At 63.1% G+C, this 23,557-nt stretch carries 22 protein-coding genes; 17 read left to right on the plus strand and 5 right to left on the minus strand.

From position 1 onward, the window contains the following. Positions 1-46: 46 nt before the first annotated feature. Entirely contained in the window at positions 47-1,129 is a 1,083-nt protein-coding gene (locus JI748_RS16610; protein ID WP_201633275.1) for a polyamine ABC transporter substrate-binding protein, read from the minus strand. A 315-nt stretch (positions 1,130-1,444) separates the two neighbouring features. On the opposite strand from JI748_RS16610, the gene JI748_RS16615 reads away from it, so the two are divergent. Both JI748_RS16615 and JI748_RS16620 read left to right on the plus strand, forming a co-directional pair. Continuing rightward, on the plus strand, positions 1,445-2,371 hold the full coding sequence (locus JI748_RS16615) for a pseudouridine-5'-phosphate glycosidase (RefSeq protein ID WP_201633278.1): 927 nt from the start codon (positions 1,445-1,447) through the stop codon (positions 2,369-2,371). Next, positions 2,368-3,252: a carbohydrate kinase family protein gene (locus tag JI748_RS16620; protein WP_201633280.1), complete on the plus strand. Its 885-nt coding sequence runs from the start codon at positions 2,368-2,370 to the stop codon at positions 3,250-3,252. The genes JI748_RS16615 and JI748_RS16620 overlap by 4 nt, the downstream gene beginning before the upstream one ends. On the opposite strand, the gene JI748_RS16625 is transcribed toward JI748_RS16620, so the two are convergent. Both JI748_RS16625 and JI748_RS16630 read right to left on the minus strand, forming a co-directional pair. Further along, positions 3,245-3,922 (minus strand): DUF2726 domain-containing protein, encoded by a 678-nt coding sequence (locus tag JI748_RS16625; RefSeq protein ID WP_201633283.1) that lies wholly within the window; start codon positions 3,920-3,922, stop codon positions 3,245-3,247. The two genes, JI748_RS16620 and JI748_RS16625, sit on opposite strands and share 8 nt — an antisense overlap. Positions 3,923-4,001: 79 nt before the next feature. Beyond that, positions 4,002-4,805, minus strand: a complete 804-nt coding sequence (locus JI748_RS16630; RefSeq protein WP_201633286.1) for a siderophore-interacting protein — start codon at positions 4,803-4,805, stop codon at positions 4,002-4,004. A 114-nt stretch (positions 4,806-4,919) separates the two neighbouring features. Here JI748_RS16630 and JI748_RS16635 point away from each other — a divergent pair, with 114 nt between their 5' ends. The 3 genes from JI748_RS16635 to JI748_RS16645 all read left to right on the plus strand — a co-directional run bounded on the left by JI748_RS16635 (position 4,920) and on the right by JI748_RS16645 (position 7,032). Continuing rightward, positions 4,920-5,441, plus strand: a complete 522-nt coding sequence (locus tag JI748_RS16635; protein ID WP_201633288.1) for an HPP family protein — start codon at positions 4,920-4,922, stop codon at positions 5,439-5,441. A gap of 69 nt (positions 5,442-5,510) precedes the next feature. Continuing rightward, a complete protein-coding gene (locus JI748_RS16640) occupies positions 5,511-6,479 on the plus strand; it encodes a zinc-binding dehydrogenase (protein ID WP_201633291.1) in 969 nt (322 codons plus the stop codon). Positions 6,480-6,678: 199 nt separating this feature from the next. Then, positions 6,679-7,032, plus strand: coding sequence for an endonuclease domain-containing protein (locus tag JI748_RS16645; protein WP_201633294.1), 354 nt, complete (start codon positions 6,679-6,681; stop codon positions 7,030-7,032). Between the two features lie 80 nt (positions 7,033-7,112). Here the strand turns inward: JI748_RS16645 and JI748_RS16650 are convergent, their stop codons facing one another. Next, positions 7,113-8,429, minus strand: coding sequence for an NAD(P)H-dependent oxidoreductase (locus JI748_RS16650; protein ID WP_201633297.1), 1,317 nt, complete (start codon positions 8,427-8,429; stop codon positions 7,113-7,115). 167 nt (positions 8,430-8,596) lie between these two features. On the opposite strand from JI748_RS16650, the gene JI748_RS16655 reads away from it, so the two are divergent. The 5 genes from JI748_RS16655 (at position 8,597) to JI748_RS16675 (ending at position 13,407) form a co-directional block, all read left to right on the plus strand. Next, entirely contained in the window at positions 8,597-8,887 is a 291-nt protein-coding gene (locus JI748_RS16655) for an STAS domain-containing protein (RefSeq protein ID WP_201633300.1), read from the plus strand. Then, complete coding sequence (locus JI748_RS16660) at positions 8,884-9,249, plus strand: response regulator (RefSeq protein ID WP_201633303.1); 366 nt, start codon at positions 8,884-8,886, stop codon at positions 9,247-9,249. The genes JI748_RS16655 and JI748_RS16660 overlap by 4 nt, the downstream gene beginning before the upstream one ends. A gap of 33 nt (positions 9,250-9,282) precedes the next feature. Next, positions 9,283-11,592, plus strand: coding sequence for a chemotaxis protein CheA (locus JI748_RS16665; protein WP_201633306.1), 2,310 nt, complete (start codon positions 9,283-9,285; stop codon positions 11,590-11,592). A 78-nt stretch (positions 11,593-11,670) separates the two neighbouring features. Further along, complete coding sequence (locus JI748_RS16670) at positions 11,671-12,159, plus strand: chemotaxis protein CheW (RefSeq protein WP_164532664.1); 489 nt, start codon at positions 11,671-11,673, stop codon at positions 12,157-12,159. Between the two features lie 210 nt (positions 12,160-12,369). After that, the gene (locus JI748_RS16675) at positions 12,370-13,407 is read left to right on the plus strand and encodes an ATP-dependent DNA ligase (protein ID WP_201633308.1); all 1,038 of its coding nucleotides are present in this window, start codon (positions 12,370-12,372) and stop codon (positions 13,405-13,407) included. A gap of 10 nt (positions 13,408-13,417) precedes the next feature. Here JI748_RS16675 and JI748_RS16680 read toward each other — a convergent pair whose 3' ends face one another. Further along, entirely contained in the window at positions 13,418-13,771 is a 354-nt protein-coding gene (locus tag JI748_RS16680) for a hypothetical protein (RefSeq protein ID WP_164532662.1), read from the minus strand. Positions 13,772-13,938: 167 nt separating this feature from the next. Here JI748_RS16680 and JI748_RS16685 point away from each other — a divergent pair, with 167 nt between their 5' ends. From JI748_RS16685 to JI748_RS16715, 7 genes are all read left to right on the plus strand, one after another. Then, a complete protein-coding gene (locus JI748_RS16685; RefSeq protein WP_201633311.1) occupies positions 13,939-14,529 on the plus strand; it encodes a chemotaxis protein CheD in 591 nt (196 codons plus the stop codon). Positions 14,530-14,608: 79 nt separating this feature from the next. Further along, positions 14,609-16,159 carry a methyl-accepting chemotaxis protein gene (locus JI748_RS16690; protein ID WP_201633314.1) on the plus strand — a complete coding sequence of 517 codons (1,551 nt, stop codon included), beginning with the start codon at positions 14,609-14,611 and terminating at the stop codon, positions 16,157-16,159. A gap of 33 nt (positions 16,160-16,192) precedes the next feature. Continuing rightward, the gene (locus JI748_RS16695; protein WP_201633317.1) at positions 16,193-17,035 is read left to right on the plus strand and encodes a CheR family methyltransferase; all 843 of its coding nucleotides are present in this window, start codon (positions 16,193-16,195) and stop codon (positions 17,033-17,035) included. Beyond that, positions 17,032-18,084 (plus strand): protein-glutamate methylesterase/protein-glutamine glutaminase, encoded by a 1,053-nt coding sequence (locus JI748_RS16700; protein ID WP_325166884.1) that lies wholly within the window; start codon positions 17,032-17,034, stop codon positions 18,082-18,084. The genes JI748_RS16695 and JI748_RS16700 overlap by 4 nt, the downstream gene beginning before the upstream one ends. 93 nt (positions 18,085-18,177) lie before the next feature. Further along, positions 18,178-18,567, plus strand: a complete 390-nt coding sequence (locus JI748_RS16705; protein ID WP_201633319.1) for a response regulator — start codon at positions 18,178-18,180, stop codon at positions 18,565-18,567. A gap of 184 nt (positions 18,568-18,751) precedes the next feature. Next, positions 18,752-21,274: a methyl-accepting chemotaxis protein gene (locus tag JI748_RS17460; RefSeq protein WP_233280565.1), complete on the plus strand. Its 2,523-nt coding sequence runs from the start codon at positions 18,752-18,754 to the stop codon at positions 21,272-21,274. Between the two features lie 168 nt (positions 21,275-21,442). Next, a complete protein-coding gene (locus JI748_RS16715) occupies positions 21,443-23,533 on the plus strand; it encodes a methyl-accepting chemotaxis protein (RefSeq protein WP_233280566.1) in 2,091 nt (696 codons plus the stop codon). Positions 23,534-23,557: the final 24 nt, after the last annotated feature.

A 23,557-nucleotide genomic window follows, 5' to 3' on the forward strand; every position in this document is an offset into this window, starting at 1 on the left:
GCTCAAGAGTGAAGGGGCAGCTTGCGCCGCCCCTTGCTGAAGACAATTACTGGCCCGTTTTGATGCGGGTCCAGGTGCGGGTCAAGAGCTCTTCGAATTCAGGTGTGTGCGCCCGCATGGTGAAGCCGGCGGCCAGCGTTTCGGCCGATGGATAGATGGAAGGGTTGGACTTGACCTCTTCATCGACGAATTCGAGCGAAGCCGGGTTCGGGTTGGCATAGAACACGGTGTTGGTGATCTCGGCCACGACTTCGGGACGCAGGATATAGTCGATGAACTTGTGGGCGTTCTGCGGATGCGGCGCATCGGCCGGGATGGCGAGGACGTCGTAAAGGGTCGGCGCGCCCTCAGAGGGGATCAGGTAGCTGATCTCGGTGCCTTCGGCAGCCGCATCGGCGGCGATGAACATGTCGCCCGAATAGCCCATAGCGAGGCAGATTTCGCCATTGCCGAGGTCATCGATATATTGCGAGGAGTGGAAGTAACGCACCGACGGCTTGATGGAATTGAGCAGTTCCTCGGCCTTGGCGAGATCTTCTTCGCTTTCCGAATTCGGATCGAGACCGAGATAGTGGAGCGCAGCGCCGACGACTTCGGAGGGGCTATCCATGACGGCGACGCCGCAGGAGGCGAGCTTGCCCACGGTTTCCGGATCGAAAAGCAGGTCCCAGCTGGTGGGCGGGGTATCGGTGCCCAGGGCTTCGGCGACCTTGGCGGTGTTGTAGCCGAGGCCGATGGTGTTGAGCATATAGGGAATGCCATGGGCGTTGTCGGGATCGAGCTCGGCGACGGTCTCCATGGCGACGGGATCGAGATTGCCAAGGTTTGTCAGCTGGCTCTTGTCGAGCGGCAGGATCAGGCCGGCCATGATCTGGCGGGCGAGGAAATTGCCGGAAGGGACGACGATGTCGTAGCCGGAATTGCCGGCGAGGAGCTTGGCGTCGACGATCTCGTTGTTGTCGTAGACGTCGTAATTGACCTGGATGCCGGTTTCCGCCGTGAAGTTGGCGATGGTGTCTTCTGCGATGTAGTCGGACCAGTTGTAGACGTTAAGGACCGGCTCTTCCTGGGCAAAGGCCGGGGCGGCGGCGAGAAGGGCGCCAAGGGCGATGGCGAGCGACTTTGTCATGAGGGCCAAGTCTCCTGATGTGGACCGTATGGGGAGGTGAATTTCAGGGGCGCGGAAAGGCGCGCGGGGCAGTCGCAAGGATCAGCCCAGATTTGGGCGCATATCGTGGCGCGCTCGGCGCACCATCAACAATGGACCTGGTCAGCGAAGTGCCCTTTCCCGTATCGATGGCCGCACGGTACTCATAAAGGCGAGGAGCGGCAAGGCTTGGACTCTTAGTTTTATGAGGGTTGACCGGGTTTTTGCCCTAGCGCACAAGCGGGGCAAAGCGGGCCGCTCGACGGCCTCGGTCAGAGAGTTTTCGGAGCGTATAGCATGAGCGGCAAGGCCTATCTTTCAGTGAGCAACGAAGTCGAGGCGGCGCTTGCTTCCGGCAAGGCGGTGGTGGCGCTGGAATCGACCATCATCACCCATGGCATGCCCTTTCCGCAGAACCTCGAAATGGCGCGCGACGTGGAAGAGGTGATCCGGGCTCAGGGCGCGGTGCCAGCGACGATCGCGATCATGGACGGCAAGCTCAAGGTGGGCGTTTCGGGCGAGGACCTGGAGCGGCTGGCGCGCGAGGGGCACAAGGCGGCCAAGGCGAGCCGGCGGGACATGGCGGCGCTTCTGGCCAATGGGGTGATGGCCGGCACGACCGTGGCGACGACGATGCAGATCGCAGCGCTAGCAGGGATCAAGGTTTTTGCCACCGGCGGCATCGGCGGCGTGCATCGCGGGGCCGAAGATAGTTTCGATATTTCGGCCGACCTCGAGGAGCTGGGGCGCACGCCGGTGGCGGTGGTTTGCGCGGGGGCCAAGTCGATCCTCGATATCGCCAAGACATTGGAAGTGCTGGAAACCAATGGCGTGCCGGTCTTGGGCTTTGGCACCGACCATTTCCCGGCCTTCTGGGCGCGTGAGAGCGGGTTTGGGGTCGATCAGCGGTTCGACGATGCAGCCGGCGTGGCGCGGATGCTGGCGATCCAGAACAATCTGGGCATGGGTGGCGTCTTGATCGCAAATCCCATTCCCGAAACGGATGCCTGGGCGGCATCTGCGATCGAGGGCTTTATCACCCAAGCGCTGAGTGATGCTGACAGCCAGGGCGTCAAAGGCAAAGCGATGACGCCATTCCTGCTCAAGCGCATTTTCGAGCTGACCGGCGGCAAGTCGCTGGTGAGCAATATCGCGCTGGTCAAAAACAATGCGCGGGTGGCGGCCGATATCGCCGTGGCGTTGGCAGGCATCCCCCGGGCATGAGCCGGCGCATCCTTGTCGTCGGCGACGTCATGACCGACATCATCGTCAAGCCCGATGGGCCGATGGTGATGGGGTCGGACCGGGCCGCTTCGATCCGCAACCGGCCGGGTGGGTCGGGCGCCAACCAGGCGGTGTGGCTCGGCGCGGCGGGTGCGGACGTGATGTTTGCAGCGCGCGTCGGGGCCGACGAGCGGGCGATGTACGAGAACTATTTCCGCGGGCTCGGCGTCGTGCCGGCGCTGGCGGGGGACCGCGAGCTGCCTTCCGGGGTGCTGGTCACGATCCTTGATCCGAGCGGCGAGCGCAGCTTTCTTACTGACCGGGGCGCGAACCTCAATCTTTGCGCCGACGACCTGCCGCCCACGCTTCTCGATGGCGTCGGCATGGTGATGGTGTCCGGCTACAGTTTTTTCGCGCCTGGGCCGCGCAAGGCCGTGCAGGGCCTCTTGGCGTCGGCGCGCGAGCGCGGGGTGGCGATTGCGATCGATCCGGCCTCGATCGGGTTCTTGGCCGAAGTCGGGCCGAGGCATTTCCGCGACTGGGTCGGGACCGCGGACTGGCTCTTTGCCAATGAAAGCGAAGCCGAGATGCTGACCGGCGAGGCTGAGTTCGAGAGGCAGATTGAGCTGCTCGGTCAGCAGTTCGGCCATGTGGTGATCAAGCGCGGCCGCTTCGGCGCGGCCCTGGGGGGTAGGGACGGCATCGCGGTCAGCCAGCCGGCGCCGGTGGTGCAGGTGGTGGACACGACCGGGGCTGGCGATGCTTTTGCGGCAGGGTTCATGGCGGCGCTGATGCGGGGCGAGGCGCATGAGCGGTGCCTGGCAGCAGGGATCGAGCGCGGCGCCAGGGCGGTGCAGTTCGTGGGTGGGCAGCCTAGTTAGGAGACCGTTCAAAAGGCGAGATCATGCCAGGTGAGGTTGGCGGCTTGTTGCGCTGAATGCTGTCGCTCACCAAGCGGCAGATTTCTGCGGCTTGATGATAATCGAAGATCTCCAAGAACTCGACGCCGGCCCGGCGCAGAGCTTCGCGCTTTACCGCGTCCCGCGCGGCAGCGTCGCCCTGGTGATGACCAGGCCCTTGATGCTCGATTGCGACGACCGGGAAACCATGGGTGTCGATGACCAGCATATCGACCCGCTTAGAGTTCACGGACCTGTAGGCTTCTGCATCCGTGGAGTGCAGGAACTCGCCCATGCTGGGTTGTGCCATCAGTCGAAAACCCGGGCCGCAGTTTCGAAGATGAGACTCGACGGTGCGAAACACATCATACTCACCTTTCGACATGAGCCTCTGCTTTTGGAAGGGCGCATGCATTACGGTACGCAATTGATCAGCAGCGTCCCTAGGCTTTGCCGCTGATCGATGTTTTCTCTCAAAGCCTTTCTCTTGTCGGTCGGAGACTTGCACAGTTCGCGGCGACCACGGTTTGCCCTTTGTGGGTGGCCTTCGCCCGTAGAACGCTGCAACAGCTGCCGCAGCAGCCAGCAAGATCAATGCGATGACTTCCATCGACAAGAAACTGGGCATGGCCTTTACCGCAATGATTTCCACTTACGCCTCCCTCACGGAGGAGTAAGCTGCAGCAGATCGGTTAAAGTCTTTCTCTGTCAATCCGTGCAATTGCGCGAGATTAATGATCCTCATTGGCGTCGGCGATGCCGCGGTTCCAGTAACCGGCGGCCTTGATGTATTCGGGGTTGAAGCCGCGCGCCTCGAGATCGGCGCGGACGGCTCGGGACATGGCGACTTCGCCGGCGATATAGGCGTAGGCGATGCCTGCCGGGAAAGTGGCGGCGGCAATGGCGTCCTGGATCAGCGTCGTGGTGCCGGCGGGGGCGCGTTTGCGGTGGAGGTAGGTGAGGCTGAGGTCAGCGGCGGTTTGAAAGCGCTGCTCTTCGGCCGCGTTTTCGACTTCGATGAAGGCGAGGATTTTTGCGCCGGCGCCTAGTTCTTCGATACGGCGGCCGATGGCGGGAAGGGCGGTTTCGTCGCCGGCCAAAAGGTACCAGTCAAAGGTCATGGGCACGACCATGGAGCCGCGCGGCCCGCCGATGACCAGCGTCTTGCCGGGCGCAGCCTCCGCGGCCCAGGTCGAGGCAGGGCCATCGCCGTGAAGCACGAAATCGAGCTCGATCCAGCCTTCGGCGACGCTCCAGTAGCGCGGGGTATAGTCGCGCATCTCCGGCCGCGTACCGGGCGGGAACTCGGCGCCGTTTGGCCCAATGGGCGGCAGCAGCGGCTCGACACCCTCGGGGAAAAAGAACGCCTTGATGTGATCGGCATGGGCTGGGGACACAAAGCCTGTCATGTCGCCGGTCAAATGAATGCGGCGCATCAGCGGGGTGATATCGGTGACCGTTTCGACGGTAAGGAGGCGCAGGCGGGTTTCGTGGCGGACGCGTTGCGGGGCGCGGGGGTCGAGGGTCTCGGTCATGCAGTCAATCCTGATTTGAGTTGTCAGCATTAGCGATGTGCCGGCGGTGAGACAAGTTACGGCTAAGCAAGGATGCAGCTTTCAAAACCCGGAGCCGAGCTTATAACGGGCCCCATGCATCCCCTGGTTCATCGATTCATCGCCCGCCACGAGCCGCGTCACGACTGGCGCGTGCATGCCAAATCGGCAGCCGCAGCGACATTGAGCGTGTCGCTGATTGGCGGTCTCGGAGCGTTGACGGGCATTCCCCTGCTGCTGGCGCCGCTCGGGCCAACGGCCTTGCTGATCTTCGGTCAGCCCAATTCGGCTGGGGCGCAGCCGATCAATATCTTTGCCGGTTACCTGATCAGCACGTTGATCGCCGTGGCGGCAATGCAGGTGGTGCCAGAGCCGTGGTGGCTGGCTGCCATGGCGGTGGGTGTCGCAATGCTGGCCATGCTGGTGCTGCGGGTGACGCATCCGCCGGCCCTTGCCGTGCCGCTGTTGATCCTCACCGGACCGGTGGATGCCGGGCGGCTCTTTGGCGTGCTGCTGGTGGCGTGTCTGGTGCTGGTAGCTCTTGGCATGGTGCTTCATCGCCTGCCGCCCAAAGTGCGCTATCCGTTGCCGCTGGCCGAAGAGATCGACAAGCGCTGATCGCCGCAGTGGGGTTGAACCTTCGGCCCCCGCCTCTATGTCAGGCACCTAATAACAGGAGCCAGTGTCATGAAGCGCGCCATCCATTCCGAGTTCGGTTCGCCCGAAAAAGTGTTGCGCAGCGAGGAGGCGCCGCGGCCGGAACCGGGCAAGGGGCAGGTGCTCGTCCGCATGCTGCTGTCGCCGGTGCACAACCACGATCTCATGACCATTGCCGGCCAGTATGGGTTCAAACCCGAGCTCCCCTATGTGCCGGGCACCGAGGCTGTCGGCGTGGTCGAGGCGCTGGGCGAAGGCGTTTCGAACCTCCAAACCGGGCAGCGGGTGGCGGGTGGCGCGAGCAGCACCTGGGCGGAATTTTACCTCGCCGATGCGACGCGGCTGGTGCCAGTGCCCGAAGGGGTCAGCGACGAGACGGCGTGCCGGCTGGTATCGATGCCGCTCAGTGCCAAGATGCTGCTGGAATCGCTTGATGTTCAGCCGGGCGAATGGATCGTCCAGAATGCCGCCAACGGCGCCGTGGGCAAGCTCGTTGCGCAATATGGCAAGGAGCGGGGCATCAATGTGCTTGGCCTTGTGCGCCGGTCGGCGGCAGTCGAGGAGATGCGGGCGCTCGGCATCGACGCTGTAGTGGCGACCGATGAAGACGGCTGGGTCGAGAAGGCAAAGGCGCTGACGGGTAGCGCGCCGGTCGTGCGGGCCGTGGATTCGCTTGGTGGCGATGGCGCTGCGCAGGTGCTGAGCGTCGCCTCGGATGGCGCAGTGCTGATCAGCTTTGGCGCGATGACGCAGCGGCCGCTCAAGATCGCGGCGGGGGAGCTCTTGTTCCGCGGCATCACCGTCAAGGGGTTCTGGGGTGCCAAGCCGCCGATCAAGCCTGAGCGGATCGGCGAATTGCTCGGCGAATTGGTGCGCGATGCGGCGGCGGGGAAGCTGGTGCTGGAAGTCGAAAAGGCTTTTCCGATCGAAGAGGTAGCGGAGGCAGCGCGCGCGAGTGGCGAGCCGGGCCGCAAGGGCAAGATTGCGATCAGGGGGTGAGGGCTGGCGGATGCTTCGACATCCCAGACACCCCCTTCCGAGCGTCGCTAAGGCGCTGCGCACCTAAGCTCTGCTTGCCTTCCCCTCTGAGGGGGAAGGTGGCACCAAGTATGCGGCTCCCCTTTACCCTCCCCCTCAGAGGGGAGGGTAGCGCAGCTTGGCCGCAGGCCTTAGCGTAGCTAGGGAGGGGGTGATCAGGATGGTCAACATCGCACAGCGTTTGCGAAAGAATCCGACAGCGCCGGAGCTGAAGTTCTGGGCACTGATCCAGCCGATCCGAACACAGTGGCATTTCCGCAAGCAGGTGCGGATGGGCGGCTATGTTGTGGACTTTGCCAGCCACCAGGCGAAGCTGGTTGTCGAGATCGATGGGGACACGCATTTTGTCGGCACCGGTCCGATGCGGGACAAAGACAGAGACGGCGTGCTGCGTGCCTACGGTTATCAGGTTCTGCGGTTCACCAATGATGACGTGATGCGCAATCCGGAAGGTGTCTACAATACCGTGTTTGCAGCGCTCGCGTCGAAGGCACCCCCTTCCGAGCGACGCTAAGGTGCTGCGCACCTAAGCTCTGCTTGCCTTCCCCTCTGAGGGGGAAGGTGGGCATCCAGTATGTGGCGCCACCATGCGCCTCAGAGATAGCCCAGCATGCGGTCCTGCTCCTGGCGCAGGGCGTAGAGACGGGTAAAGGTGTCGGGCTGGGCGTTGGCGCGGGTGAGGAGCTCGCCGATCTTGATCGGGGCCGTGACGACCCCGCCTTCGAGGAGGCCGACGGGCAATGCGCCCTGGGCGCGGGCTTCGTCGGCGCGCATGGCGTAGGAGCGGTAGGAGGTTTCACCGATCGCGTCGAGGCTGTCGCCGGGCTTGAGGTCGCGCTTGGCGACGGCGCAGACTTCGGCAACGGGGCGGGGCAGCGGGACCATGTCGGGCTTGCCATACATCATGATGCGCGCGGCGGTCAGCGGGACTTCGAGGCTCGTAAGGTGGTAGGGGCGGAAGAAGGCGTAGTAGGGACCGTGGCCGATATGAAGATCGTCCATGCGCTCGATGATGCGCGGATGCTCGGCCTTGACGATGACGAAGACGCCCGGGGCGACGCCCTTGCCGATTGTGAAATCGACGACGCCGGAGCCGTTGAGAATGCCGCCATCGGATTTGGGGATCAGCACCTTGGCCATGTCGTCGCGATTGGTGGCGGGGCCGTGCATGCCGGGGATGTCGGGCATGAGGCCGGTGGCATTGGCGATGGCGGTCATTTCGACGGCGGTCTTGGAGCCATCGACGAACTCGACCAGCATGCGCGGGTTCATGTTGCGGCGGGTGGCTTCTTCCCGGTAGTCGTCGGGGACGGCGGAATGTTTGAGCGGATTGTTCTTGCCCTTGCCGGCGGCGACGATGTCGAGGCCGAGGGCGGAGACGAATTCGATCAGCTCCATGCAGGAGCTCGGTTCATCGCCGGCGCCGACGGAATAAACGACGCCGAGGCGATCGGCCTGGGCCTTGAGGTAGGGTCCGATGGTGACGTCGGCTTCGACATTCATCATCACCAGATGCTTGCCGTGTTCCATGGCCATGAGGTCGTAATCGGCGGCGACGCCAGGCTTGCCGGTAGCGTCGATGACAACATCGATATTGGGCGTGGTAACAAGGGTTTCGGCGGAGGTGATGGCGATCTTGCCCGCTTCGATGGCAGCGGTCGCGGCGGCGGGGCTGTCGGCGGTCCTGCCCTTGCTGTCGTCACCATAAGCGATAGTCATGGCGTCGAGCGCAGTGTGCGGGCGGCGGGTGGCAATGGCGGCCATTTCGATGCCGGCCATCAACGACATCTGGGTGACGAGATCTGTGCCCATTTCGCCCGAGCCGATGACCCCGACGCGGATGGTTTTGCCCTCTGCGGCACGGGCGGCGAGGTCGCGGGCGATGCCGGTCAGGGCGATTTTGGCGGGCATGGCGGTTCCGATCTTGTGGTCGGGTTGCGATAAACCGCGCGGCTGGCTGCGGCAAGCGTTTAGCAGATTTACGCGCGGCGGAGCAGGACGGATCAGACTTAGCGATTTCTAAACCGTTCCTCACGAATATGACTTTCGGAGAATGCTCCGGGGGAAAAGCCATAATCATGGCCAAGCAGAGCCTGAGGAAGATCGCCTTGCCGGCGGTCATCGACCTCGATGCCATCGATGGAATTCGCGACACGCTGATCGACGCCCTCGAAGAGGGATCGGTGAGCGTGGCCGGCGGCGTCGTCGAGCGGGTATCGACCAATGCGCTCATGCTTCTTGTCAGTGCGGCCGAGACCGCGCGGCGACACCAGTTCGATTTTACTATTGAAGCGCCGAGCGCGGCGATGACTGCCGCGATCGAGCGGCTGGGCTTGGGCGCCCAGTTTTCAGGGATGATGAGACAATGACCTTGCGCGTACTGACGGTTGATGACAGCCGCACCATTCTGGCCATGCTGCACCATACTTTGAGCAATGCCGGGTTCGAGGTGCTGCAGGCCGAGGACGGCAGGCAGGGGCTCGACATGCTCAAGACCGAGACCGTGGACGTGGTGATCACCGACATCAACATGCCGGTGATGGATGGCATCGAGTTCATCCGCAAAGTGCGCGCCACCGGCCAGCACAATTCGCTGCCGATCCTGATCCTCACCACCGAGACCTCGCAGGACAAGCGCGACCAGGGCAAGGCTGCGGGCGGCACCGGCTGGATCGTGAAGCCTTTCGACCCCGAAAAACTCATCTCCGTCATCCATCGCGTAGTCCACTAAGCGCAACAAACCCAGAAGGGTTGGGCGGTTCGCATGAGCGATCTCGACGATTTCAAGGCCACCTATTTCGACGAATGCTCCGAGCTCCTGACGGCGCTCGAGGAGGAATTCGCGGCGATCGAGGCGGGTGAGCGCGACAGCGACCGGCTCAATGCCGTGTTCCGGGCCATTCACTCGATCAAGGGTGGCGCCGGGGCGTTCGGCTTTAGCGCGCTTGTGGGCTTCGCCCATGCCTATGAAACGCTGCTCGATTACGTGCGCGACGGGCGGGTGGAACTGACCGACGAGGTGGTGAGCCTTTGCATCCGCGCCAATGACATTGTCGCCGATCATGTCAATGCGGCACAGACCGGCGAGGCCCTCGACGCCGATTATGGCGCCGAGGAAAAGGCGCGCTTCGATGGGCTGGCGCGCGGGGACAGCGGCGAGGATGACGAGGGCGGCGAGCCACTCGAAGACTTCGATATCGATTTTACCCCGGTGATGGTCAATCTGGGCCATGCCGAGGGCGAGGCTGCGGTCGAGGACGTGTTCGACGTGCCGCCGATGGCGCCGGCGGAGGGAAGCTGGGAAATCCGCTTCACGCCGCATCGGGCACTTTACGCCCGCGCCAATGATCCGCTGCTGCTGTTCCGCGAGCTCGCGGCCCTGGGCACGATGCGGGTCAAGGCGCGCATGGGGCAGGTGCCGCCGCTTTCGGATTTCGAGCCGTTTGCGGTTTATTGCTCATGGGAAATCTCGCTCAGCGAGCCAAGCCTTACCGAGGCGCAGATCCGCGAAGTGTTCGAATTCGTCGATGGCGATTGCGATATCGCGATCACCCAGGCGGGTGCGGTGCCGGCGGCTGACCTCGAGGCGATGGAAGAGGATCTGCTGGCCGATGCCGGCGAGGCGGACCTTTCCAGCCTCCTGGCGCTGACCGAAGACGAAATGGCGATGCCGGAGCCCGAGGCGGGGATTGCATCGCTGCTCGATTTTGCGCCGGAGCCAAAGCCGGTCGCAGCGAGCAAGCAGGACCGGTTCGAGGAAGCGCCGTCGCTAAGCTTTGCCGATCTTGCCGCAACGATCGCGCCGACGCCGGCTACAGCGCCCAAGCCGGTGGCGGTGGCACCCAAGGCGATGGTGCCGGCCAATAGCGATGGCGAAGAAAGCCATCGCAGCAATGGCGTGCAGTCGATCCGCGTCGACCTCGACAAGGTCGACCGCGTGGTCAACATGGTGGGTGAACTGGTCATCACCCAGTCCATGCTGACCCAGCAGATGGATGAGACGCTGCGCGCGCGCTACACCGAACTGGTGCGCGGGCTCGAAGTGCTAGCGCAGACGACGCGCGGGCTGCAGGACTCGGTCATGGCGATCCGCGCGCAACCGGTGAAATCGGTGTTTTCGCGCATGCCGCGCCTGGTCCGCGAACTGGCGACGAAAACGTCCAAGAAGATCAAGCTCGAAACGATCGGCGAGAATACCGAAATCGACAAGACGGTGATCGAGCAGCTGTCCGACCCGCTGACGCATATGATCCGCAATTCGGCTGACCATGGCATTGAAAGCCCGGAAAAGCGCCTCGCAGCCGGCAAGTCGGAGACCGGCACGATCCGGCTTTCGGCGGAGCAGGCGGGCGGCAATATTCTCATTATCGTTGAGGATGATGGCGCCGGGATCAATCGCGAGCGCGTGCTCAAGCTTGCGCGCGACAAGGGGATCGTGGCGCCGGACTTTACGCCAAGCGACGAGCAGATCGACCAGCTGATCTTTGCGCCGGGTTTTTCAACTGCCGAAGCGGTGAGCGATATTTCCGGCCGCGGCGTCGGCATGGACGTGGTCCTCTCCAACATCAAGAAGATCGGCGGTTCCGTCCATGTCCGTTCTTGGACCGGCAAGGGCTGCCGGATGACCTTGCGCCTGCCGCTGACGCTGGCGGTGCTTGATGTCATGCTGGTCAAGGTCGGGGAGTCGCCATATGTCGTGCCGCTTTCTTCGATCGTTGAAACCATGCAGTGCTCGCGCGCCAGCTTCGAGCGCGTGCCATCGGGTGGCCGCGTGCTGCAGGTGCGGGGCGAATATGTGCAGGTGATCGACCTCGGCAAACGCTTCGGGCTGGCCAAGCCGACCGGCACCGCGGACCAGTTCGTGGTGCTGTGCGAGAGCGAGGGCAGCCAGAAGGTGGCGCTCGTGGTCGACGACATCATCGGCCAGCAACAGGTGGTGATCAAATCGCTCGAGGAAAATTTCGAGCGCGTCGAAGGCATCGCCGGCGGCACGATCCTGGGCGATGGCAATGTGGCGCTGATCGTCGACGTGCAGGGGCTGCGCACGACGCATCTGCACCAGAACGCGGCTTAAGAGATTGGCGTCATTTGGACGCTAGAGTGTGTATCGAGTTGAGTGAGGCGCCCAGAAGGGCGTGAAGGGGCTAAAACAATGGAAGCGTTGAGCCTTCGGGACGATCTGGGTGATCGTGCCGCAGCCGCCGGGCAGAACAGCCTGCAACTGATCGCCTTTTCCATCGGCGAACAGACCTATGGTGTCGAGATCACCACGGTGCGCGAAATCCGCGCCTGGAACGGGGCGACGCCGCTGCCCAATACGCGCGAATATGTGCGCGGGGTCATCAACCTGCGCGGCACGATCGTGCCGATCTTCGACCTGCGCGCCCGCTTTGGCGATGGCCAGACCTCGCCGACCAAGAACCATGTCGTCGTGGTGATGAGCGTGGGCGACAAGTGGGTCGGGATTTTGGTGGATGCGGTGAGCGATATCCTGACCGTCAATCGCGACGACATCCACAATGTGCCGGAAGGCAATTCTATCGACACCGAGCTGCTCAACGGCATCGTGACGCATGAGAGCCGCATGGTGGGGCTGATCGACCTCCAAGCCGTGGTGTCGGGTGCAAAGGCAGACGCTTAGCGGTTTGTTGCTATCCAGCTGAGGATGGATGAAGGGGCGCCTTGGGCGCCCTTTTTGTTTTCGATCTAGCTACAACCACGGTGTCATCCCCGCGCAGGCGGGGATCCATCCTGAGATCTCAAGATGGGCCCCGGCTCAAGGCCGGGGTGACAGCTGGTGGATGGGCAACATCGGGGCCTTTCCTTCGTTATATGATCGGAGGACCGCCCGATGCCCGATCTTGATTTTATTGCGCCCATGGAAGCCAAGCTTGTGACCGAGCTGCCGGACGGGGAGGGGTGGCAGTTTGAGCCGAAGTGGGATGGGTTTCGGTGCATTGCGGTCAAGGATGGTGCTTCTACGGCACTGTTTGCGAAGTCGGGCAAGGATCTGGGGCGGTATTTTCCCGAGGTCCTGGCGCTGATCGAAAAACTGCCGGCCAAACGGTTCGTGCTGGATGGCGAATTGCTGGTGACGGTGGATGGCGTTGCCTCGTTCGATGATCTGCAACAGCGTCTCCATCCGGCGGAGAGCCGGATCCGGAAATTGTCAAAGGAAACGCCGGCGCTGCTGGTGGTGTTCGATCTCCTCGTGGATGGGAAATCCGACCTGACCGCTAAGCCGCTCAAGGAGCGGCGGCAGCGGCTCGAGACATTCTTGGGTAAGTTAAGCGACGTCGCCGGCCTGCGGCTGTCGCCGGTAGGCCGGGACGTGGAGGAAGCGCGGGGCTGGTTCGAGCATCTGAGCCAAGAGCTCGATGGCATTATCTGCAAGCGGTTGGATGGACCCTATAAGAGCGGCGAGCGTGCCATGCTCAAGGTCAAGCGCATCCGCTCGGCCGATTGCGTGGTGGGCGGCTTTCGCTACGGGACCGGCAGCGATGAGGTCGGTTCGCTCTTGCTCGGGTTTTTCAATGCGGAGGGCAAGCTCGACCATGTCGGCTTTACCTCAGCCATTTCTGCCAGCGAAAAGCCGGCGCTGACCAAAAAGCTAGAAAAGCTCAAGGGTGGGTCGGGATTTACCGGTGATGCGCCGGGCGGGCCGAGCCGCTGGTCGACGGAGCGGTCCAGCGAATGGGTGCCGCTCATGACCGAGCTTGTAGTTGAAGTCTCCTACGACCAGATCACCGGCAACCGCTTCCGCCATGGCACGCGGCTCTTGCGCTGGCGGCCCGACAAGGCGCCGGAGCAATGCACGTTCGAGCAATTGGCCGAGCCGGTCGATCCGGATGCGGTGATCAGGGCGGTGGTGGCGCCCGAAGCGCGTTAGCGCGACGCGTCTAGAACAGCTCGGCTTCGCCGTGCATCTGGTGGGCGGCGATGCCGGAGAGGGCGGGGACGCGCAGTTCGTCGAGCGTCAGGCTGGCCCAGATCTCGTCATAGACGCTGTCGGGTGCGGTGGGCGGAAGGAGCGCGAACTGGCGCACGGCCAAAGCCATGTTATGGCAGCGCTGCTCGATGCGGTCCTGGCCCTGGAGGGCGGTGATGATCAGCTGCACGGCTTCGCGGACGGTGGGGTCCTTGCCAACCTTGTTGTCGGCAAGGATTTCCAGCGCTTCGGTGATGCCTTCGAGCATGGACGCGGTTTGCCGCGCGGTCTCGTCCAGTTCGCGTGCAAGCTTTTGCAATGACATTGCGGTTGATCCTAGCCCCCAGTCCGACAACCCTATCGTTCTATTCCTAAACCGCTTGTTGCCAAGGAGGGCAGCTGCGTGTGCCTCGTATGTCTTGGTTAGCGTTTGGCTAACGAGTTTACCGCTACGATCCGAAGTAATTCGTTCGCACCAGGTATTCGCGACCAATGGCCCTGACTAACTCCCTGCCACCCGAATTCGACCGCGGGGTGGTAACGACCGTACACCAGGGCGACTGCCACGTGTCCAACGCTCCCGATGTCACCTTTTCGACCGTGCTCGGCTCGTGCATTTCGGCCTGCGTGCGGGACCGTGTCGCCAATATCGGCGGCATGAACCACTTCCTTCTGGCCGAGCAGTCGGGTTCTGCCAAGGACCGCTATGGGGCGTCTGCCCGCTATGGCGCCTTTGCCATGGAACAGCTGATCAACAAGGTCTTGAGCCAGGGCAGCGGCAGGAAGGGCAATCTCGAGATCAAGATCTTTGGTGGCGGCAAGATCAACTCGGCGCTCGACGACGTGGGCGCCAAGAACATCGAATTCGTGCGCCAGTTTCTGTCGCTTGAAGGCTATGCCGTCACCAGTGAAGACCTGGGCGGTACCTATGCCCGAAGGGTGCTGTTCAAGCCCCATTCCGGCCGCGCTTTTGTTAAACGTCTCGATAGCGACATGAACGCCAATCTTGCGCGTGAAGAAGAAGCAATTGCGCGCCGCCGTGTTGTCGTGCCGGCGCCGGTGGACGATATCGAGCTGTTCTAGCTTCAACACTTGCCCAAGTGTTACTTGGCCGGGTCGAACTACACTCTTGGTTAACCATAATCCGGCTAGGGTTTTCGCTATGTCGGACAATGCCGCAAAACTCCACGATTCGCGCCCGCTTGGCGGGGGGCTCCGGCTCGCGCTCCAGGCGTCCGGGATGTGGCTTTTCGGCAGCGCCGTGGGTGTCGGCCTGTTGCTGGCAATGGGGCCGGGGCCGGGATGGTTCGCTGCGGTCGGCAGCATTTGTGGGCTCGCCACCGCCGGAACGATCGGCGCGGCTTTGCTGGCGGATCGTAAGGAAACCCAGCATCTTGCAGCCTTGGCGCGGGCGGCGGGCCTGAGCGACCGTCCGGACGACCGGCTCACCATGGCCCACATCGTCCGTCGCCTGGGCGATCGGCTAGAGCGGGCCAGCCATTTTCGTGCGGCGCTCGGCACGATGGAGACAGCGACGGTTGTTGTCGATGAAAAGGGCGCGCTTTTGGCGGTAAGCCAGGGTGCCGAGCGGCTGGTGCCGGGCCTCCATGAAGGCGAGACGCTGGATCGTCTGTTCGGCAAGGGTTATCTCGAGAGCGGCGGCGGTGCACCGGCCGAGAGCATGGTGCTGATGGGCGGGCGGCGCTTTTCCATGCTGCGCCGCAATCTGCCGTCGGGGCGCTATGTGCTCGAGTTCAAGCCGGCGGGCAATTACCTCGAAGACGATGAATTCGATGCGCTGCTGGGCGCGCTGGCGACGGGGCAGCTGAGCTTTCGCTTCGAAGGCGTGGCGCACAAGCCGGCGCTTGCCGCCTTCAACGAGGGGCTGGAGCGGCTCGACCAGGGGCTGATGCAGTTGCGCGGCGTCTTGTCAGGGCGCGTGGAGACATTGGGCGACGCCGATTTGCCGCTCGCCGACGAAGCCAAGGACGTGCTCGATCTTCTGGCGCTGGTCGAGGATCGGCAGCGCGAGGAAGAAGCGGTTCGCGACGGGCTCGAGGACAAGCTCGGGGCGGTCAAGGACCTGTTGCGCCAGTTCGAGGCACGGGCTGCCGAGCTCGAGGCCAAGGGCGAAACCGGCAGGCAGGCCTTGGCGGCGGGGGTGGAGCGGATGGCGGCGCTGGAAAGCGCGCTTGCTGCAGCCGACCAACGGGCCGCCGATGCGCGGGCCATGGCAGTGCAAGCCGATAGTGCAGCAGGGCGCACGCGGGCGCTGGTGAGCGAGATTGCGCGGATGACGCAGGAAATCGACACCATGACGGCCAGCATCGAGGACGTGTCGTTCCGCACCAATCTTCTGGCGCTGAATGCGGCCGTTGAAGCGGCGCGGGCGGGCGAAAAGGGCGCGGGCTTTGCCGTGGTTGCCGATGAAGTGCGGCAGCTGGCGCAGGCCACCAATCGCTCGGCCAAGGAAATCCGCGTCATTGCCGACAAGGGCCGGGCGCAGGCACGCATCGGGCTTGGTGAAGCGGTGGAACTGCAAAAAATCACTGCGGCGCTCCAGGATAGTTTACGCAATCTAAGCAATGATCGCCCCAATATTGGTGCAGACGAGAGCAATGGGGCGGTGCAGATGCGCCCCGTTGCTGTTGATCAGCCCAAGAGCAGCGCGATTGGCCGGGGGGCCGGCTTGTTGCGGCGGGCGGCAGGCTAGCCGGTTCTTTGCCCGGCGCAGAGGGGTAGTTGCATGGAACAGGGAGAGTTCTCCCTCAGCGAGCGTGAGTTCGCGCGGATCAAGGCGCGCGTCTACACGGTCGCCGGTATTTCGCTCAGCGATGCCAAGAAAACCCTGGTTCTGTCGCGGCTTTCCAAGATCGTGCGGACGCTGGGGCTCCAAAGCTTTGATGCCTATGTCGATTATCTCGAACGCGGCGGTTCGGCGCAAGATGGGCAGGATTTCGTCAACGCGCTGACCACCAATCTGACGCGCTTCTACCGCGAGGATCACCATTTCGATCATCTTCGCAGCTATATCGGCACGCTGCTGTCGGAGCGGCCGCGCGGCACGCGGCTGCGCATCTGGTCGGCGGGCTGCTCGACGGGGCAGGAGCCCTATACTATCGGCATGGACTTGCTGGCGGCTTTCCCGGATTTGCGGCGCTGGGATTTCAAGATTCTCGCCACCGACATCGATACGGCGGTGATCGCCAAGGCTGCGAAGGGCGTTTATCCGGAGAGCGAGCTTTCGGGGCTCAGCGCCGAGCGGGCGCGGTTGTTCGAGCGCGGCAGCGACGGCTCGCTGATCATTCCGGCGGCGGCGCGGGAGCTGGTGTCGTTCAAGCCGCTAAACCTCATCCAGGCCTGGCCGATGAAGGGGCCGTTCGACGCCATCTTCTGCCGCAATGTCGCGATCTATTTCGACAAGCCGACTCAAGGCGAAGTCTTCGGCCGTTTTGCCGGGATGATGGCGCCGGAAGGCTTTTTATACATCGGCCACTCCGAAAATCTCGGATCGGGTGGCGAGGGTTTCCGGCTGGTGGGCAAGACTATCTACCAGTCTCGAGAAAAACTGAACAGAAGAGCTGCATGATGAGCATCAAGGTTCTGGTCGTCGACGACTCGGCGCTAATCCGCGAGGTGCTCGGGCGCATGCTGACGCGCGATGGCGATATCACCGTGGTGGGCACGGCGGTGGACCCGATCGAGGCGCGCGAGAAGATCAAGACGCTCGATCCCGACGTCGTGACGCTCGATATCGAGATGCCGAACATGAACGGTCTGGCATTTCTGGAAAAGCTGATGCGGTTGCGGCCGACGCCGGTGGTGATGGTCTCGACGCTGACCAAGCGCGGCGCGAGCGAAACGCTTCTGGCGCTGGAACTAGGGGCGGTGGATTTCGTGGCCAAGCCTAGCGCCGAATTTGCCGGCGGGCTCGATGCGTTCGGCGCGGGCCTGCGCGACAAGATCAGGGCGGCGGCCAAGTCGGATGTGCGGGGCCGTTCGGCCAGCCGGGCCGAGGCGCCGAAGGTGCCGGTGCGTAGCGCTGCGGCGCCCGAAGGGTCGCTGATCGCGATCGGGGCTTCGACCGGGGGCGTCGAGGCAATCCGGACAGTTCTCGGTTCTCTGCCGGCCGATTGCCCGCCGGTGGTGATCGCCCAGCACATGCCGCCGGGCTTTACCGGGCGCTTTGCGGCGCGGCTTGATGAGCTTTGCGCGCTCAAGGTGATGGAGGCCGAGGACCGCATGCCGCTTCTGGCGGGCCATGCCTATGTGGCGCGCGGCGACTACCATTTGCGGGTCGAGCGCTCGTCGGGCCAGCTCAAGTGCCGGTTGGGGCAGGAAGCGCCCGAAAGCGGGCACCGGCCCAGCGTCGACGTGATGTTTGAATCGGTCGCCAAAACGGTCGGTCCGATGGCGGTGGGTGCCATTCTCACCGGCATGGGCCGGGACGGGGCGCGGGGGCTCAAGCTGATGCGTGACGCGGGCGCCTATACGGTGGGGCAGAGCCAGGCTTCGGCACTGGTTTACGGCATGCCGCGCGTCGCCTTCGAGGAAGGTGCGGTGATCGAGCAGGCGCCGGTGGAGCAGATCGCCTCGCGTCTGGCCAATGCCCTGGTTCGGCTCAAGTCGGCAGCTTGAGCGGACCAGGTTGAGAGATTTGTAACGCTTGAACCTTAGTGTCGGCGTCAGTGCGGGCCCAAGAGCCCAGGCGTCGGAAAAGGTAATGAGTCCATGCCAAAAGCAAGCGCAGTCAGCGTCCTGATCGTTGATGACCAGCAGTCGATGCGCGGTATCGCCAAGTATATTCTCAATCAGCTGGGTTTTAAGGACATCATCGAGGCCAAGTCCGGCCGCGATGCCTTGGGCAAGCTCGAAAAGAGCAATGTCGATCTCATCATTTCCGATTGGAACATGGACGATATCGACGGGCTGACCCTCCTCAAGGTGATCCGCAAGCATCCGCGGACGCAGACCATGCCGTTTATCATGGCCACCGGCCGCTCCGACAAGGAGCAGGTCAAGGAAGCCATTTCCTTCGGCGTCAACAACTACATCATCAAGCCGTTCGACGCGATGACGATGAAAAAGCGCATCGAAGCCGTGATTGGCGCGCTGACCTGATTCAGACCGGCAATTTTCTTGCGAACGCCCCGGCTCTCCAGCCGGGGCGTTCTGCTTTTCCCTGCCTACAATTTGTGCGTCCGGATTTATCCGTAAGAAGTGATTAATCGGCCAATTGTATCGTTCCCACAAGTTCCGGCGCAAAGCCGGTAGTCGCCAGAGGCGACGTGGGGGAAAGATAGTCATGGGTTTGTTTCCGCATCTTAGGATTGCGCAGAAGTTGCCGCTCGCGCTGGTCGGGTCGGCCCTGGTGGTCAGCGCTGGGGTGGGCATTGCAAGCTACCTGATCGGGCTGGGCACCGTCGATCAGCAACGCAACCAATCGATGCAGGCCTCACTTAACACGGCGGCGTCGCTGGTCAGCAATTACTACTCCAGCGCCGAGGTGGACCTCAGGCTGTTCGTGCAGCGGTCCGATACCGTCACCGCAATCAAGAACCTCACCCGCGCCGTTGATGAAATGCGCATGGGGCTGCAGGAACGGGCCGGGGCGCAGCTGCAGGCTGCCTATGTCACCGAGAGCCCCAATCCAGAGGATCGGGCGGCGGTCGACAGCAATATCAAGGGCGCCATGTATGACGCGCCGCACAAGCGCTTCCATCCCGGTTTCCGCACGCTGATGCAGGAGCGAGCCTATTCAGACGTGCTGCTGATCAGCGCCGCGGGCGATGTGGTTTATTCGGTGGCCAAGAACATGGACTTTGCCACCAATGTGGTGACCGATGCGGCTGCGGCCGCAAGCGGGCTTGGCCGGGCTTTTGCGGCGGGCAAGGACCTTGCCGACGGGGAAGCGGCGTTTGTCGACTTCTCCCTTTATGCCCCGACAAGCAGCGCGCAGAGCTTCATGGTGATGCCGGTTTATGAAAAGGAAGAAAATACCGGCGTCATGGTCTTGTCCATTTCGCCCGACGCGGTGAGCGCTCTGGTCTCGGGCCTTTCGGGACTGGGGCAGACCGGGGAAGTCGTGGTCGTGGGCAGCGACGGGCTGCTGCGCACCGAGTCGCCGCAAACCGCTGAGGCCGACGTTCTGGCGACCCCGTTTATGGCCGATGCCATCACGGCGGCGCTCGGGGGCAGCAGCGCGCAGGGCATGAGCTATGACTATCGCGGCGCGCCCATGGTGGTGGATGCCGAGCCAGTCAATGTCGATGGCGTCACCTGGGCGGTAGCCGCCGTGCAACCCGAGCAGGAGGCCTTTGCGCCGGTGGTCGAGATGCGCAACATGACGCTTCTGGTCGGAGGCATACTGCTCGCGATCGCCGCGCTTTTGGGGTTCTTCTTTGCCCGCTCCATCAGCCGGCCGCTCAGCCGCCTCACCGATACGATGGAGGCCCTGGCCAATGGCGACCTCTCGGTCGATGTCGCCGGTCAACACCGCCACGACGAGATCGGCGCGATGGCGCGAACGGTGGAAGTGTTCCGCGAGAATGCGCTCAAGGTCAACGAAATGACCGAAGCGGAGGCAGCGCGGATCATCGCGACGCAGGCCGAACGCGCCGCCATGATGCGGGACCTGCAACGCGCCTTCGGTCAGGTCGTGGATGCGGCAATTGCCGGGGATTTCTCGCGCCGCGTCGATGCCGAGTTCCCCGATGACGAACTCAATACGCTGGCGCGTTCCGTCAATGGATTGGTGGAAACGGTCGATCGCGGCGTGTCCGAGACTGGCACCGTGCTCTCGGCTTTGGCCAATACCGATCTCACGCAGCGCATGGAAGGCGACTACCAAGGCGCGTTCGCGCGCCTCAAGGCCGACACCAATGCCGTGGCCGACAAGCTGACCGATATTGTAGGCCAGCTGCGGGATACGTCGCGGACGCTCAAGACCGCGACGGGCGAGATCCTTTCCGGCGCCAACGATCTTTCCGAGCGCACCACCAAGCAGGCAGCGACCATCGAGGAAACGTCAGCGGCCATGGAGCAACTGGCGTCCACCGTCTTGCAGAATGCCGAGCGGGCGCGGGAAGCCTCAACGGTGGCACGCGGGGTAACGCAGACGGCCGAAGAAGGCGGGCAGGTCATGGGCAAAGCGACCGATGCCATGGAGCGCATCACCCAGTCGTCTGCCAAGATCTCCAACATCATCGGGCTGATCGACGATATCGCCTTCCAGACCAATCTCCTTGCGCTCAACGCTTCGGTGGAAGCGGCACGGGCGGGTGAGGCCGGCAAGGGTTTTGCGGTGGTCGCCGTGGAAGTGCGGCGCCTGGCGCAATCGGCGGCGCAGGCCTCGAGCGAGGTCAAGGCGCTGATCGAACAGAGCGCCACCGAGGTCAAGGGCGGCTCGCGCCTCGTGGCCGATGCCGCGCAGCGTCTCGAGCAGATCCTGAGCTCCGCCCGCGCGTCGAGCGCGCTGATGAACGGGATCGCCCATGAGAGCCGCGAACAGGCAGCCTCGATCGAAGAGGTCAATACCGCCGTCCGCACCATGGACGAGATGACCCAGCACAATGCGGCCCTGGTCGAGGAAATGAATGCCTCGATCGAGCAGACCGAAGCACAGGCCGCCCAGCTCGACCGCATTGTCGATATCTTTGCGCTCGAAGAACGCGCGCCGGCGCCTGCCAAACTTGCTTCAGCGGCGCCGGGCCCGGTCAAGTCGCTCGCCGATGGCGCCCGAGGATTGCAGGCAAAGCTTTCGACGGCCGCTCGCTCCTATTTGAGCAAGGGTAATGCTGCCGTGGATGCGGACTGGAACGAGTTCTGATCTACTCAAGAAGTCCAAACAGAGGGCGCCGAGGGCGCCCTTTTGCTTTGCAGCGCAGACTAGAGGCGGCGCTTAAGGATAACACTGCCTTAAGCGGCTTGATCTATTGTCGTCACATTGCGCCGCGGGAAGGCGCCACATTGGTTTGAATCTTGGGGGAGAAAAGCCATGTTGAAGTGGATAGGCCGGAGCCTGGCGAACACGAAGCTGACGACCATGATCGCGGCTCTGGTGGTCTCGGCGATAACCGTCTCGATCGCTGTGGTCAGCACGGCAATATTCGTCAATCTTACAGCCTCAACGGAGTCCACGGCCCAGCGCCAGCAGGTCGTAAACCTCAAAACTGCGGCGACGATCCTGGAAAGCAAGCTGCCGGGTGCGGAAGTCCTGTGGTCCGAGGACGGCAGCGAGATCCTGGGCATCTCGACCTATGGCATGCCGGGGCGTTTCAGCGGCAACGAGATTGCCGATGCGATCAGCCGCATTACCGGCGAGGCGACATCTCTCTACGTCTTCAACGAAGAGAGCCAGCAATATATCATGCAGATGACCACCTTTGCCGATGCCGACGGCAACAGGGCAGTGGGCACTGAACTTGCGGCGGACTCCCCGGCAATCGCGCAGGCCGAAGCAGGCCTCGCCTATTTCGGCGAAGAAACCATCCTCGGCAAGACCTATTACGCTGCCTATCAGCCGATCCTCAACAAGTCGGGCAAGCCGCTGGCTCTGCTTTTCGTGGGCATCGACCATGCCCATGTGGACGGCATCATCTACGACACCTTGCGCCTGATCCTGATCGTGGGCGCGGCGACGCTCGTTGTTCTTGGTGCGATCGGCTGGGCGCTGTCGCGGCAGATGATGCGCCCCATTCCCAAGCTTGCCGGCGTGATGAAGGAGATCGCCGCTGGCGACTATTCAGCCGAAGTGCCGTTCAGCCACCGCGGAAATGAAGTGGGCGAGATGGCCCGGGCGGTCGAGGTGTTCCGCGACAATGGTCTCAAGATGAGCACGATGAGCGAGGAAGAACGCGCCGCTTCCGAGCGCCGCCGCATCGAACGCACCGACATGATGGTGGCGCTGCAGGCGGCGTTCGGCGAAGTGGTGGACGCGGCGATTGCCGGCGACTTTTCCAAGCGCGTTCATGCGCAGTTCCCGGATCGCGAGCTCAACAGCCTTGCTGGCAGCGTCAATGCGCTGGTGGAAACGGTGGATCGCGGCGTGACCGAAACCGGGCAGGTGCTGGCGGCCATGGCGCATGCCGATCTCACCCAGCGCATGGTCGGCGATTACCAGGGCTCCTTTGCCAAGCTTAAGGAAGACACCAATGCGGTGGCTGAAAAGCTCAGCGATGTGATCGGGTCGCTGCGCGTCACCTCGCGGGCGCTCAAGACTGCCACGGGAGAAATCTTGTCCGGCGCCAACGATCTTTCCGAGCGCACGACCAAACAGGCCGCAACGATCGAGGAAACCTCGGCAGCGATGGAACAGCTGGCGACCACCGTCGCCCAGAACGCGCGCATGGCAGACGATGCCAACAAGAGCGCCAATGCCGTTTCGACCAATGCGTCGCGCAGCGGCGAGGTGATGGACCAGGCCAATGCGGCAATGGAGCGGATTACCCAATCCTCGGGCAAGATCTCCAACATTATCGGCATGATCGACGACATCGCCTTCCAGACCAATCTTCTGGCGCTCAACGCCTCGGTGGAAGCGGCGCGGGCGGGGGATGCCGGCAAAGGCTTTGCCGTGGTGGCCGTGGAAGTGCGGCGTCTGGCCCAGTCGGCGGCGCAGGCCTCTTCGGAGGTCAAGGCGCTGATCGAGGCCAGCGCCAGTGAGGTCAAGGGTGGTTCGGACCTGGTGTCGAGCGCGGCGCGGCAGCTGCGCGACATGCTGGGCGAAGTGTCGGCCAATGCGCAGCTGATGCAATCGATCGCCAAGGCGAGCCAGGAACAGGCGGCGGCGATCGATCAGGTAGGTGTCGCCGTGAGGACGCTCGATGAAATGACCCAGCACAATGCGGCGCTGGTGGAAGAAACCAATGCCGCCATGGAACAGACCGAGGCGCAGGCTTCCGAGCTCGACCGGGTGGTCGACATCTTCACCATCGCGGAAGACGAGACCGAAGGCGAACCCGCTCCGGCACCGGTGCAGCGCCGCCAAGCCGCTCCGCGGATCGAAACGGAAAAGATGCGCAGCGCGGCTCGCTCGTATCTGAGCCATGGCAATGCGGCTATCGCGGCGGACTGGTCCGAGTTCTAGCCGGACGCTACGGTCTTCCAATCT

Origin of the sequence: Devosia rhizoryzae (assembly GCF_016698665.1) — a bacterium.
Classification (GTDB): domain Bacteria; phylum Pseudomonadota; class Alphaproteobacteria; order Rhizobiales; family Devosiaceae; genus Devosia; species Devosia rhizoryzae.